This is a genomic window from Loktanella salsilacus, assembly GCF_024206795.1.
In the GTDB taxonomy this organism is placed as follows: domain Bacteria; phylum Pseudomonadota; class Alphaproteobacteria; order Rhodobacterales; family Rhodobacteraceae; genus Loktanella; species Loktanella salsilacus.
This window is the reverse complement of the sequence record NZ_CP072994.1, coordinates 795877-808797: the sequence shown is the minus strand read 5'-3', so window position 1 is coordinate 808797 and position 12921 is coordinate 795877. Positions and strand designations below refer to the sequence as shown.

Here is a 12921-nt window from a genome sequence, read left to right as displayed (position 1 = left end):
GTGAATCAGTCCTTCAAACGCAAAACCGCCGCCGAGGCGTAAACCTCGACGGCGGAAATGATCGTCCCTTGCGCCGAAATGGCGCCAGAGAATTTAGCGGGTGCTGCGGCAGATGCCTGCGTCATCGCACAGCAGGCCAGCGGCAACGCCAGCAACAGCCGTTGCAGTTGGGTCCGTGTTAAGGACTTCAGCTGCGACCAGACCTGCGCCTGCGCCGATAACGCCGCGCTCCAGGTCGGTGTCACCAATGCCAGAGCCGGCACATGCAGACAGGCCGAGTGCTGCGATAGGGGCGAGGATCCAGGTAGCTTTGAACATGTTATGTTGCCTTTGATTAGATTGTTAATGGGCGCAAAATCACTTGAGTCAGCGAGTAACTCAAGCCCGATTAGGGACAAAAGGCGCTTTGCCGCCGATTTGTTCCCATAAAAGCGATTGCTATACGATAGCAAAGCCGAAAAGGCCGCCGCATCACGGTGCATCGCACTTAAATGATGCGGCAAAGCCATCATGCAAAGATCTCTGGAAAGCTGATCCGCGCCCGCGCGACGTCGATACGCAGCAGCGCTTCATAGCTTTCGGGATCAAACGGATCCTCAACCGCGACGACCTCTCGGCCGAACAGCCAGCTCAGACGACCCGCGTCCAGATTGCCCCGCACGAATGGCTCTTCGCCAAAGTGCAGCCACAACGCTTCCATAAAGCCGACGTCCGCCCGCTTATCCGGCGGCCTGCGATCGGCATAACGCTCGCGTTCCACCAGTTTGGTCGCGCCTGCCTTCAGGCCGCGGCGAATCACGAATTGATAATCAGTGCCCGGCAGACGTCCGGGGAAACCGCGATGCTTTTCCATCACGCAGCCCCCTGTGCAGGGTTACTGGTTTGTTGTGATCTCGCCCAAACCAACGCGGGCTTGGCCTTTTGACCCGCTGACAGCGACAACTGCCATAAGGGCCATGACACAAAATAGTTTAAAACCGTTCGACATTTGCCTGATCTACCTGACTGCCGCAGCCAGCGTTGATCGCCGGTCTGCATGTGTTTCAGGGACGATTCTGTTGCGTCCCTCGAAACAGTCCTAGCAGGCCGGGCGATCCGGCATAGCGTATTATGCGCAAGATCACGCAACAGTGGCAGGAAAACACCGCTTAAGCGGCGGTAAACTGCCATCGCATCCATTGGCATCAAAAGTCCTCCCAGATGCATGTTTGATCTTTCAACCGAAACGGCTGAAAAAATTGAGTAATGGCCGGATCATAAGTTCCGAAATCAGCGCGCTGGTCTGAAATAGACAGCACAATTTCAGCTTCGCTCCAGCCGTTGCCTTGCAGCGCAGGCACGATCACTCTGTCGCAGACAAATTGCAGATCATCAACAATATCAGCAAATTCCAGATGCGCGCCCGCAGGGGCAATCGCCGGTACAACAAAGCGAAAACGCGCAATCCCGGCGTCTTCCTCTAGAATCACGTCATACAGCGCAAACTCGACCCCAGAAGGCACAGCAATTTGCTGCGCCGCGACTGCCGCGCCCGAAAACAGCGCACCTGTCAAAGCAAGCGCCGGACAAATTCGCGCAAATTGCGCCCCGGCGACAGACACCGCATTCATCTTGCCAAAAATACTCCGGGGGGAGTCCGCCATTGGCGGACGGGGGGCTGGCCCCCCTTCCCTGTTGCCGGTTCTAAAGCGGAATATTGTCATGCTTCTTCCACGGGTTCTGCAATGACTTGCCGCGCAAGGACGCGAAGGCACGGCATACCCGGCGGCGGGTAGACCGCGGCATGATCACCTCGTCGATGAAACCCTTGCTGGCCGCAACGAACGGATTGGCAAATCGGTCCTCGTATTCCTTCGTCCGCTCTGCGATCTCTTCCACGCTTTTGCCGCGATGGATAATCTCGGTCGCGCCTTTAGCGCCCATCACAGCAATCTCTGCTGTAGGCCAAGCGTAGTTAAAATCACCGCGCAGATGCTTGGACGCCATCACGTCATATGCGCCGCCATAGGCTTTGCGGGTGATGACCGTGACCTTGGGCACTGTCGCCTCGCCGTAGGCGAACAGCAGTTTGGCCCCGTGCTTAATCACGCCGCCGTATTCTTGGCTTGTCCCCGGCAGGAACCCCGGCACGTCAACCAGCGTCAGGATTGGAATTTCAAACGCATCGCAGAACCGCACGAACCGCGCGGCTTTACGCGAGCTATCGATATCAAGACACCCTGCCAGCACCATCGGCTGGTTGGCGACGACGCCGACGGTGGACCCTTCCAGCCGGATAAAACCGGTCAAAATGTTCTTGGCGAAATCCGCCTGAATTTCGTAAAAGTCGCCTTCATCCGCAAGCTTGTGGATCAGCTCTTTCATATCATAGGGCGTGTTCGTGTTATCGGGGATCAGCGTATCAAGGCTGTCATCAATCCGGTTCACATCGTCAAAAAACGGCCGCGTCGGCACTGTCTTGCGGTTGTTCAGCGGCAAGAAATCGAACAGGCGGCGGCATTCGGCAATCGCCTCGACATCGTTGTCATAAGCGCCATCCGCGACCGAGGATTTCTTGGTATGCGTGCTTGCGCCGCCCAGCTCTTCTGCGGTGACGACTTCATTGGTGACGGTTTTCACCACGTCAGGGCCGGTCACGAACATATAGGACGTGTCGCGCACCATAAAGATAAAGTCGGTCATCGCAGGCGAATAGACCGCGCCGCCCGCACAGGGCCCCATGATCAGACTGATCTGCGGCACAACGCCGGACGCCATCACGTTGCGCTGAAACACCTCGGCGTAGCCAGCAAGCGACGCCACGCCTTCTTGAATACGCGCGCCGCCGGAATCGTTAATCCCGATCACAGGCGCGCCGTTCTGCATCGCCATATCCATGATCTTGCAAATCTTCAGCGCATGGGTTTCCGACAGCGATCCGCCAAAAACGGTGAAGTCCTGAGAGAACACATAGACCATGCGGCCATTGATCGTGCCCCATCCGGTCACAACCCCGTCGCCCATCGGCGTGCTGTCCTGCATGCCAAAGTCGGTGGCCCGGTGCGTTACAAAGGCGTCGAATTCCTCGAAGCTGTCTGCATCCAGCAGCAGATCGATCCGCTCGCGCGCGGTCAATTTGCCCTTGGCATGCTGGGCATCAATGCGCTTCACGCCCCCGCCCAGTTGCGATTCCGCCCGCCGCGCCGCCAGCGCGTCCAAGTGATCTTTCATAATATCCCCCCGCAGCCTTCGCCTTGCTTTGGCAGGGATCATAGGTTCGCTGCACGCGCAGGTGAAGCCACAAAGCGCGGATACGTAGCGGAGTTTGTCAACAAATTTTCCTTTGCCAGCGTAGGGATGCGTCCCAAAGGCACAGTGCATGGGGTGTTAGCGCTATCCCCAAGGCGGCCCTTTGCGTTCATTTTTGCACAGAATGCTGCGCCGTGACGGCCATGGACAACCAAAGCGCGACTTGTAACTTGCGCCGATGAATACACCCGCGCAAATTCGGTTCTTTGACAACCGCACCCCGCCACATATTTCGACGCTGATCCTGCTGGCCGGGATTTCAGCGCTGAACATGTCGATCTTTTTGCCATCGTTGACCCGGATGGCTGAATTCTTTCAGACCGATTATGCCACGATGCAACTGTCGGTGTCCGGCTATCTGGCGGCGACGGCGGTGCTGCAAATCTTTGTCGGCCCGCTGTCGGACCGGTTCGGGCGGCGCAAGCTGATGCTGGGATCGCTGCTGATCTTTATTGCGGCGACGATTGGCGCGTTGTTTGCCACATCCATCGCCGCCTTTCTGACCTTTCGCATTCTACAAGCGACGGTAGCCACAGGCATCGTGCTGTCGCGGGCCGTCGTGCGCGACATCTATCCCGCGAACGTCAGCGCGTCCAAGATCGGCTATGTCACCATGGGCATGGCTGTGATCCCGATGATCGGGCCAACCATCGGCGGCGTGCTGGATCAAGCCTTTGGCTGGCAGTCGTCGTTCGTGTTCCTGTCGCTGGCAGGCGCATTGGTTTTTGTGTTTTGCTACTTCGATCAAGGCGAAACCGTGCGCCCCGGCGGCACCAGCTTTGCCCAGCAGTTGCGCAGCTATCCTGACCTGCTCAGCGCGCCACGCTTTTGGGGCTACGCCCTGTGCAGCGCTTTCGGCTCCGGCTCTTTCTTTGCCTTTCTGGGCGGCGCGGCTTTTGTCGCCGACCACCTGTACGGGCTGTCCGCGATGATGACGGGCGCAGCACTCGGCGCCCCCGCTATTGGCTATGCCTTGGGCAACTTTCTGACCGGGCGTTACGCGATCCGGTTTGGTATCGACACCATGGCGCTGGCGGGCTGTATCGTCAGCATCGCGGGCCTTGGCGCGTCCTTGCTGGTGTCGCTCGCCGGGTTCAACACCGCCGCGCTGTTCTTTGGCTTTTGCACGCTACTGGGCCTTGGCAATGGCTTGATGCTGCCCAATGCCACCGCTGGCCTGCTGTCGGTGCGCCCCCTGCTTGCGGGCACAGCCTCTGGCCTTGGTGGCGCGTTGATGATCGGCGGCGGCGCGGCGCTGTCGCAATTCGCGGGCACCTTGCTGAACGACACCTCTGGGACCGTTCCCTTGCAGGTCTTGATGCTGGTCAGCGCGATCCTGTCGCTGGTGTCGATTGGTGTTGTCATCTTGCGCACGCGCGCCTTGGCAAGCCGGCTGCCCGCCTAGCGACGCGATGCGCGCCAGCCTGCGGCGCGCGCTTCGCTTTCAGAGCAGAACCACCGCTCGCCCTTCGCTGTATTGATCCGGGTCGCGCCGTAATGCTCTTGCCCCGGCATGTGATAGATACTGCCAGAGCCGCTGATATTGCCCTTGATCGTGCAGCCATCCGGCGCGGCGGGCTGATCGGCTTTGGCGGCGCGGAAATCGGCGGGGTTTTGCATTTGCACGGCCCAAAAGCCAAGGCCCTTGGCCTGCGCTGCCTGTTCGACCGGGACATAGTCCATGCTGTATTGTCGGTAGGCAATCGCAAGGCCAGAGGCGACCATATCGCGCCCCAGATCCCGCCCGCCCACGTCGCAGCGCGCGATTGTCCGGCCATAGCGGTCGATATCACGCGGGGTGCAATGCACGGTATCGGTGCCAATCAGCACCTGCATCGCCCGCGTCGCGGCCAGACCGCAAGCGGCCGCCACACCTCCTGTATCAAGGCACGTCTGGCTCGCCTCTGGCGCGTCGATGCCATGCAGGCGGATGCGCGTTTGGCCGATTTGAAGCGTGTCGCCATCAATCACCCGCGCGCGGCCCGATATATCGGCAGCAGCCGGCACAGCACAAAGTAGTAAACAAATGGTTAATGATTTTCGCATATCCCCAAGATGGGTGCGAATGATGGCAAGGTAAAGGCAGCAAGTGCCGCCTTTACCCTTGATTTAATTCAAAATCAGCGCTGCTTGGTCTGCCAGTCCGGATGGATCCAAGGTGCCTCGTTCGCACGGGCCAAAGGATCAAGGCCAAGGATATGATCCGACGCCTTTTCACCCACCATGATCGACGGCGCATTCAGGTTGCCGTTGGTGATACGCGGAAAGATCGAGCTGTCTGCGACGCGCAACCCTTCGACACCGATGACCCGGCATTCGGGATCAACGACCGCCAGCGGATCATCCGTCGCCCCCATCCGGCAGGTACCGCAGGGGTGATAGGCGCTTTCGGCGTGTTCGCGGATGAAGTCATCTAGCGCGTCGTCCGATTCCACCGCCGCGCCGGGCTGAATTTCATGGCCGCGGAACGGCGCGAAGGCCTCTTGGGCGAAAACCTCGCGGGTCAGGCGGATGCAGGTGCGGAAATCCTCCCAATCCTTGGGGTCGGACATGTAGTTGAACCGGATTTCCGGCGCGACATCAGGATCACCGCTTTTCAGCGTCACCGCACCGCGCGACGCAGACCGCATCGGCCCGACGTGCGCTTGAAAGCCATGCCCCTCTGCCGCGACCTTGCCGTCATAGCGAATGGCGATGGGCAAAAAGTGGAACTGGATGTCGGGGTATTCAACGCCGGCCTTGGACCGCACGAAAGCCGCGCTTTCAAAGTGGTTCGACGTGCCAAGCCCGCGTTTGCCAAACAGCCACTGGGCGCCGATCAGCGCCTTCCAGAACAGTTTCCAATAGGTGAACAGCGTCACCGGCTTGGTTGCCGCCTGCTGGATATAAAGCTCTAGGTGATCCTGCAGGTTCTGCCCCACGCCGGGCCGGTCGGCCACGACGGGGATGCCATGCTGCGCCAGATGCGCGGCGTCGCCGATCCCCGACAACATCAGCAGCTTGGGCGAATTGATGGCAGAGGCCGCGATGATGACCTCTTTGCTGGCCGTAATCACCTCGGTCACGCCGCGACGAGATACTTCGACCCCGGTGGCGCGGCCATCCTCGATGATCACGCGGCGGGCAAAGGCGCGGGTGACGCGGCAGTTGCCGGTCTTTTGCGCAGGCCGCAGATAGGCGTTCGCGGCAGACCAGCGGCGGCCCAGATAAATCGTCGCATCAAAGGGGCCAAAGCCCTCTTGCTGCTCGCCGTTGTAGTCGTCCGTTGCCTGATAGCCAGCTTGCTTGCCCGCCTCGACAAAGGCTTTGACCAGCGGATTACGGCGCGGGCCGCGGGTGACATGCAGCGGGCCGTCTTTGCCGCGCCATGCCGGATCGCCGCCGTGCAGACCGGCGTGCCAGTGTTCCATCCGTTTGTAATAGGGCAGCACATCGGCATAGGCCCAGCCCTGCGCGCCCATATCGGCCCAGTGGTCGAAGTCCTTGGCGTGGCCGCGCACATAGACCATGCCGTTGATCGAGGACGATCCGCCGATCACCTTGCCGCGCGGTGTCGCAAGCTTGCGATTATCCAGATGCGGCTCTGGCTCTGTCTGGAAACCCCAATCGTAGGTTTTCATGTTCATCGGATAGGACAGCGCGGCAGGCATCTGGATAAAGGGGCCAGCATCGGTGCCGCCGTGTTCGATCACCAACACATCCTTGCCCGCCTTTGCGAGGCGGTAGGCGATCGCGCAGCCTGCGCTGCCCGCGCCGATAATGACATATTCAGCGTTCATTGGATGACCTCTTGGGATAATTCGGCGCGTGGGAACGAGGCAGCGCGCATTAGAACGGCGCCTCGACCGGGTTCATCGCGACATAGATGCCCTTGGTCTGGGTGTAGTTCATCACCGCTTCTTTCGAATTCTCGCGGCCGACGCCCGACAGCTTTGAGCCGCCAAAGGGGGCTTCGACCGGGGCAAGGTTGTGGGTGTTGATATAGCAGGTCCCCGCCTCGAACCCGGCGGCCATGCGGTGCGCGCGAGTCAGATCGCTGGTAAAAACGCTGGCGGCCAGACCGTAGGGCGTGGCGTTGGCGCGGCGCAGGACTTCGTCTTCGTCATCAAAGGTCAGCACCGACATAACGGGGCCAAAGATTTCGTCCGTGGCGATGGTCATCTCATCCGTGACATCGGCAAAGACGGTGGGTTCCAGAAAGAAGCCATCGCGGTCAGGGCGCGTGCCGCCGTAAACCAGCCGCGCGCCTTCAGCGACGCCCTTGGCGATAAAGCCTTCGACGATGTCGCGCTGGCGGGCGCTGACCATGGGGCCAAAGTTAGTGCCCATGTCCTGCGGATCACCCATAACAACAGCGCCGAGGCGTTCAGTCAGACGCGCAAGGAAGGCATCAACCATGCCGCGCTGCACAAAGACCCGCGTGCCGTTGGAACAGACCTGCCCGGTGGAATAGAAGTTACCAAGGATCGCGCCAGACACGGCATCCTCGAGGTTGGCATCGTCAAACACGACCTGCGGCGACTTGCCCCCCAGTTCCATCGTGACATTGCGCAGGCCAGCGGCGGCGGCGGCATAAACCTTTTGCCCCGTGGCAACAGAGCCGGTCAGCGACACTTTGGCGACGCGTGGGTCGGTGATCAGCGCAGACCCGACGGCCCCCATGCCCTGCACCACGTTGTAAACGCCCGCAGGCGCGCCGGCCTCATGCAGGATCTCTGCTACTTTGAGCGCGCAAAGCGGCGTGGTTTCCGACGGCTTAAAGATCATCGTATTGCCGCAGGCCAGCGCAGGTGCGCCTTTCCAGCTGGCGATCTGGGTGGGGTAGTTCCATGCGCCGATGCCGACGCAGACGCCCAGCGGCTCGCGGCGCGTATAGACGAAATCACCGCCAGCCAGCGGGATATGCTCGCCGGTGATCGTCGCGGCCATGCCGCCGAAGTATTCAAAGGCGTCCGCACCGGATGTCGCGTCGGCCACGGTGGTTTCCTGCAGCGGCTTGCCCGTGTCGAAGGTTTCGAGGACGGACAAATCGTGGTTCCGCTCGCGCATGATATCAGCGGCGCGGCGCAGGATGCGGCCACGCTCTGTTCCGGTCATCGCGGCCCAAGCGGCCTTTGCCTGCGTCGCGGCCTGCAAGGCGCGTTCAATGATGGCAGGGGTCGCGGCGTGGACGCGGGCGATAACCTCGCCGGTGTAGGGGTAGATGACCTCGATCACCTCACCTGCGGTGTCTTCGACGTATTCACCACCGATAAAGTGGCTGGCTTTGGGTTGTGTAGGATAGGTCATAGGTGCCTCCGGCGGGAGTATTTCAGGAAAAAGCGAGGATGAGGGTCAGGTCTGGGGCGTGGCGGCCCGCAGAACCTGCAGAAGCGAAAGAACTTGCGCAGCGGCGTCCGTATCAGGCGCGGCAAGAGCGCGGCGGATGTAGATGCCGTCGATTAAGGCGGCCAGAACATCAGCCACTTCGGCGGGATCAGCGACCTGCCCGCGCAGGGAATGGGTCAGGTTAGACCGCAGGCGCCGCTGGTACAGCGACAGCAAGCGGCGCGCGGCGGGGTTGGTTTGGGCCTGCACGTAAAATGCCATCCAGGCGGCGACAGTGCCGGGATCAAAGTGGGTCTTGGCAAAGCTGGCGCGAATGATCGCCTCTGCCCGGTCGGGAAAGGCGTGATAGGCGCGCAGCACTTCTTGGCGGAATTCGCGCAGCAGGTAGCGCATGGCAGCAAGGAAAATCTGATCTTTGCCGCCGAAATAATGGTGCGCCAGCGCTGATGACATGCCTGCACGCTTTGCAATTTGGCTGACGCTGACATTCAGCGAGCCATGGATGCCGACCTCTGCGATTGTTGCTTTGACCAAAGCGTCGCGGCGTATAGGTTCCATCCCAATCTTGGGCATTGCAGTATTCCTTGTTGCAATATCTGTCTAAACCGTTTTTGATTGACTCATCAATCAATAAAAACCGACCGGGAGAATTTCGATGACTTTGAAGACCACACTTTCCGTACTGGCGCTGGTCGCCGCGACACCTGCGCTGGCGCAAGATGACTGCAGCGCGGTGACCTTTGCCGACGTCGGCTGGACCGACATCACAGCGACCACAGCGGCCACATCCGTCGTGCTGGACGCGCTGGGCTATGACACCGAAACCAAATTGCTGAGCGTGCCGGTCACCTATATTTCCTTGGCTGCTGGCGACATTGATGTGTTTCTTGGCAACTGGATGCCGACGATGGAAGGCGATATCGCCCCCTACCGCGAGGCAGGCACCGTCGACACCGTCCGCGCCAACCTTGAGGGTGCCAAGTACACGCTGGCTGTGAACAAGGCCGCCGCTGACATGGGCATCAAAACCTTTGCCGATATCGCGGCCAACCGCGACGCGCTGGACGGCGAGATCTATGGCATCGAGCCGGGCAACGACGGCAACCGCCTGATTCTGGACATGATCGAGGCGAACGCCTTCGCGCTCGAAGGCTTCGAGGTCGTCGAATCGTCCGAGCAAGGCATGCTGGCGCAGGTCGAGCGTGCCGATGGCCGCGAGACGCCGATCGTGTTCCTTGGCTGGGAGCCGCACCCGATGAACGCCAAGTTCGACATGACCTATCTGGAAGGCGGCGATGATTGGTTCGGCCCCGACCTGGGCGGTGCGACTGTTTATACCAACACCGCTGCTGGTTATGTCGCTGCCTGTCCGAACGTCGGTAAGCTGCTGGAAAACCTGTCTTTCACGCTGCCGATGGAAAACGAAATCATGGGCGCGATCCTGAATGACAACGCCGACGCCGAAGTGGCCGCAAGCGCTTGGCTGAAGGCGAACCCAGACGCATGGGCTGGCTGGTTGGACGGCGTCACCACGCTGGACGGCGGCGACGCTGTTGCGGCTGTGACGGCCAAGCTGGAAGGCTAAGCCCCGCGGCTTAGTAACATATCGGCGCGGGCCACGGCGGCCCGCGCCATCCTAATTGAAGGCACCCGATGAACTGGCTGACTGATACGAAAATTCCTGTGGGCCTGTGGGCGCGCGAGATCTTTGACTGGATCAATGCAACCTTTGGCGGGGTGATCGATACCTTTGCCGACGGCCTGAAAGACGGCTTTGAAGGCATCGTCGATGGCCTGCTGGTCGTGCCGCCGCTGGCCATGGTCGCCATCTTCGTCGCGATTGCCTGGGGCATTCAACGCCGCTGGCAGACGCCGCTGCTGGTGCTGCTGGGCTTTTTGTTCATCCTGAACCAAGGCTACTGGGAAGAGACGATACAGTCTTTGACCCTTGTGATTATGGCCTGCACGGCCTGCATGGGGATCGGTGTCCCGATTGGGATCGCGGGGGCGCATAACCCGCGTTTTTACCGCGCCATCGTGCCGGTGCTGGACCTGATGCAGACCCTGCCGACCTTTGTTTACCTGATCCCCACTGTCGTGCTGTTTGGCATTGGCATCGTGCCGGGCCTGATTGCCACGGTGATCTTTGTGCTGCCTGCGCCGATTCGGCTGACCTACCTTGGCATCTCGTCCACCCCGACCGCGCTGGTCGAGGCCGCACAGGCCTTTGGCGCGACCAAACGGCAATTGCTGTGGAAGGTCGAACTGCCCTCTGCCCTGCCGCAGATCATGGCGGGCCTGAACCAAGCGATCATGTTGTCCCTGTCGATGGTCGTCATCGCAGGTTTGGTCGGCGCGAATGGCCTTGGTGTGCCGGTTGTGCGGGCGTTGAACACGGTCAATACCGCCCTTGGATTTGAATCCGGCTTCGTCATTGTGATCGTTGCCATCATGCTAGATCGAACTTTGCGGGTGCGTAAAAAATGAGTGCTGTAGAATTCGACAACGTCTCTATCGTGTTTGGCGACACGCCAGAGGTAGCCCTGCCCCTGATGGATCAAGGCATGACCCGGCCCGAGATTCGCAAAGCCTGCGATCAGGTGCTTGGCGTCCACAATTGTTCGCTGAACGTCGAGGATGGAGAGATCCTTGTCCTGATGGGCCTGTCCGGGTCTGGCAAATCGACGCTACTGCGTGCGGTCAACGGGTTGAACCCCGTCGTGCGCGGCGATGTGCGTGTGAAAACGCGGCACGGGATGCGGTCGGTCACCAGCGCCGACGCCAAGACCCTGCGCGATCTGCGCCTGCATGACATTGCGATGGTGTTCCAACAGTTCGGCCTGCTGCCGTGGCGCACTGTGCGCGACAACGTGGGGCTTGGGCTGGAACTGGGCGGCCAAACCGCAGCGCAGCGCCGGGCGCGGGTCGATGAAGAGCTGAAGCTTGTCGGTCTGGCAGATCGCGGCGATGCGCTGGTGGAGGAACTGTCAGGCGGTATGCAGCAGCGTGTCGGCCTTGCCCGCGCCTTTGCCACGGACGCTGCGATCCTATTGATGGACGAGCCGTTTAGTGCGCTCGATCCGCTGATCCGCACCCGCCTGCAAGACGAGTTGCTGGACCTACAAAAGCAGCGTGGTCGCACGATTATCTTTGTCAGCCATGATTTGGACGAAGCGTTTAAGATCGGCAATCGCATCGCGATCATGGAAGGCGGGCGCATTGTGCAGGTCGGCACCCCGCGCGAGATTTTCACAAATCCCGCCAATGGCTATGTCGCTGAATTCGTAGCGCATATGAACCCGCTTGGGGTTCTGACCGCGCGTGACGTGATGATTGACGGGGTGTCAGGCGGCGACCAAGTCGCGGCAGAGACACCGGTGAAAGACATCATCGACAAGGTGCAATCCGGCGCGGCACTGGACGTTATGGAAAACGGCCAATCGCTTGGCCAGATCACGCCATCGTCCTTGCTGACAAGGCTCGCACAGCGCGGCTGACAAAAAAGCCCGGACCATGGTGCAACCAAGGTCCGGGCGATGTGCGCATAAAAATTAGCTATTCGCGTAGGCAGCCATGACTTCGTCGCTGGCTTCAACGTTGGTTGTCACAGACTGGACGTCATCGTCGTCTTCCAGCGTTTCAACCAGACGCATCAGCTTGGTCAGACCCTCAAGATCCATCTCTGTCTGCATGTTCGGCAGCCAGATCAGCTTGGTGCTTTCAGACTCGCCCAGCGCCGCTTCCAGCGCGGTCGAAACCTCGTTCAGGTCGGTCGGCGCGCAATAGACGACGTGGTTGTCCTCGTCCGACTGCACATCCTCTGCGCCCGCCTCAATCGCGGCCATCATGACGGTGTCTTCATCGCCAACAGACGCGGGGTAGACGATCTGACCCTTGCGGTCGAACATAAAGCCAACGCTGCCCGTCTCGCCCAGATTGCCACCGTTCTTGGTAAAGGTGGAGCGGACGGAGGACGCGGTGCGGTTGCGGTTGTCGGTCATCGCCTCGACGATGACAGCGACGCCGTTCGGGCCGTAGCCTTCATACCGGATCTCGTCATAGCTTTCAGCGTCGCCACCGACGGCTTTGGTAATCGCGCGCTCGATCACTTCCTTGGGGACAGAGGACTGCTTGGCCTCTTTCACCGCAAGCCGCAGGCGCGGGTTTTTGTCGGGATCGGGGTCGCCCATCTTGGCAGCGACGGTGATTTCCTTGCTCATCTTGGAGAACAGCTTAGCGCGCAGTTTGTCCTGGCGCCCCTTGCGGTGCTGGATGTTCGCCCATTTGGAATGCCCGGCCATGGCG

13 protein-coding genes are annotated in these 12921 nt (G+C 60.3%); 4 read left to right on the top strand and 9 right to left on the bottom strand.

Going from position 1 to position 12921, the window contains the following annotated elements; translation table 11 throughout:
* Positions 1-93: 93 nt before the first annotated feature.
* The 4 genes from KBW81_RS04085 to KBW81_RS04070 all read right to left on the bottom strand — a co-directional run bounded on the left by KBW81_RS04085 (position 94) and on the right by KBW81_RS04070 (position 3210).
* Positions 94-318 carry a hypothetical protein gene (locus KBW81_RS04085; RefSeq protein WP_090188002.1) on the bottom strand — a complete coding sequence of 75 codons (225 nt, stop codon included), beginning with the start codon at positions 316-318 and terminating at the stop codon, positions 94-96.
* Between the two features lie 190 nt (positions 319-508).
* Positions 509-853, bottom strand: a complete 345-nt coding sequence (locus KBW81_RS04080) for a hypothetical protein (RefSeq protein WP_254248439.1) — start codon at positions 851-853, stop codon at positions 509-511.
* Between the two features lie 331 nt (positions 854-1184).
* Positions 1185-1703, bottom strand: coding sequence for a DUF6497 family protein (locus KBW81_RS04075; protein WP_254248438.1), 519 nt, complete (start codon positions 1701-1703; stop codon positions 1185-1187).
* Positions 1684-3210: an acyl-CoA carboxylase subunit beta gene (locus tag KBW81_RS04070; protein WP_090187994.1), complete on the bottom strand. Its 1527-nt coding sequence runs from the start codon at positions 3208-3210 to the stop codon at positions 1684-1686. Before KBW81_RS04070 ends, KBW81_RS04075 begins: the two co-directional genes overlap by 20 nt.
* 256 nt (positions 3211-3466) lie before the next feature.
* On the opposite strand from KBW81_RS04070, the gene KBW81_RS04065 reads away from it, so the two are divergent.
* Complete coding sequence (locus tag KBW81_RS04065) at positions 3467-4693, top strand: multidrug effflux MFS transporter (RefSeq protein ID WP_254248437.1); 1227 nt, start codon at positions 3467-3469, stop codon at positions 4691-4693.
* Here KBW81_RS04065 and KBW81_RS04060 read toward each other — a convergent pair.
* The 4 genes from KBW81_RS04060 to betI form a co-directional block, all read right to left on the bottom strand.
* Entirely contained in the window at positions 4690-5259 is a 570-nt protein-coding gene (locus KBW81_RS04060) for a thermonuclease family protein (RefSeq protein WP_367305323.1), read from the bottom strand. The genes KBW81_RS04065 and KBW81_RS04060 overlap by 4 nt on opposite strands.
* Before the next feature lie 149 nt (positions 5260-5408).
* Positions 5409-7067, bottom strand: coding sequence for a choline dehydrogenase (betA, locus tag KBW81_RS04055; RefSeq protein WP_254248435.1), 1659 nt, complete (start codon positions 7065-7067; stop codon positions 5409-5411).
* A 49-nt stretch (positions 7068-7116) separates the two neighbouring features.
* The gene (gene betB / locus KBW81_RS04050) at positions 7117-8577 is read right to left on the bottom strand and encodes a betaine-aldehyde dehydrogenase (RefSeq protein WP_254248434.1); all 1461 of its coding nucleotides are present in this window, start codon (positions 8575-8577) and stop codon (positions 7117-7119) included.
* A gap of 45 nt (positions 8578-8622) precedes the next feature.
* Positions 8623-9189 (bottom strand): choline-binding transcriptional repressor BetI, encoded by a 567-nt coding sequence (betI, locus tag KBW81_RS04045; RefSeq protein ID WP_090187982.1) that lies wholly within the window; start codon positions 9187-9189, stop codon positions 8623-8625.
* A gap of 82 nt (positions 9190-9271) precedes the next feature.
* Here betI and choX point away from each other — a divergent pair, with 82 nt between their 5' ends.
* The 3 genes from choX to choV all read left to right on the top strand — a co-directional run bounded on the left by choX (position 9272) and on the right by choV (position 12113).
* On the top strand, positions 9272-10201 hold the full coding sequence (gene choX / locus KBW81_RS04040; RefSeq protein WP_090187980.1) for a choline ABC transporter substrate-binding protein: 930 nt from the start codon (positions 9272-9274) through the stop codon (positions 10199-10201).
* 68 nt (positions 10202-10269) lie between these two features.
* A complete protein-coding gene (gene choW, locus KBW81_RS04035; RefSeq protein ID WP_090187976.1) occupies positions 10270-11103 on the top strand; it encodes a choline ABC transporter permease subunit in 834 nt (277 codons plus the stop codon).
* A complete protein-coding gene (gene choV, locus KBW81_RS04030; protein ID WP_254248433.1) occupies positions 11100-12113 on the top strand; it encodes a choline ABC transporter ATP-binding protein in 1014 nt (337 codons plus the stop codon). The genes choW and choV overlap by 4 nt, the downstream gene beginning before the upstream one ends.
* Positions 12114-12167: 54 nt before the next feature.
* On the opposite strand, the gene KBW81_RS04025 is transcribed toward choV, so the two are convergent.
* On the bottom strand, positions 12168-12917 hold the full coding sequence (locus tag KBW81_RS04025; RefSeq protein WP_090187969.1) for a YebC/PmpR family DNA-binding transcriptional regulator: 750 nt from the start codon (positions 12915-12917) through the stop codon (positions 12168-12170).
* Between the last annotated feature and the right edge of the window lie 4 nt (positions 12918-12921).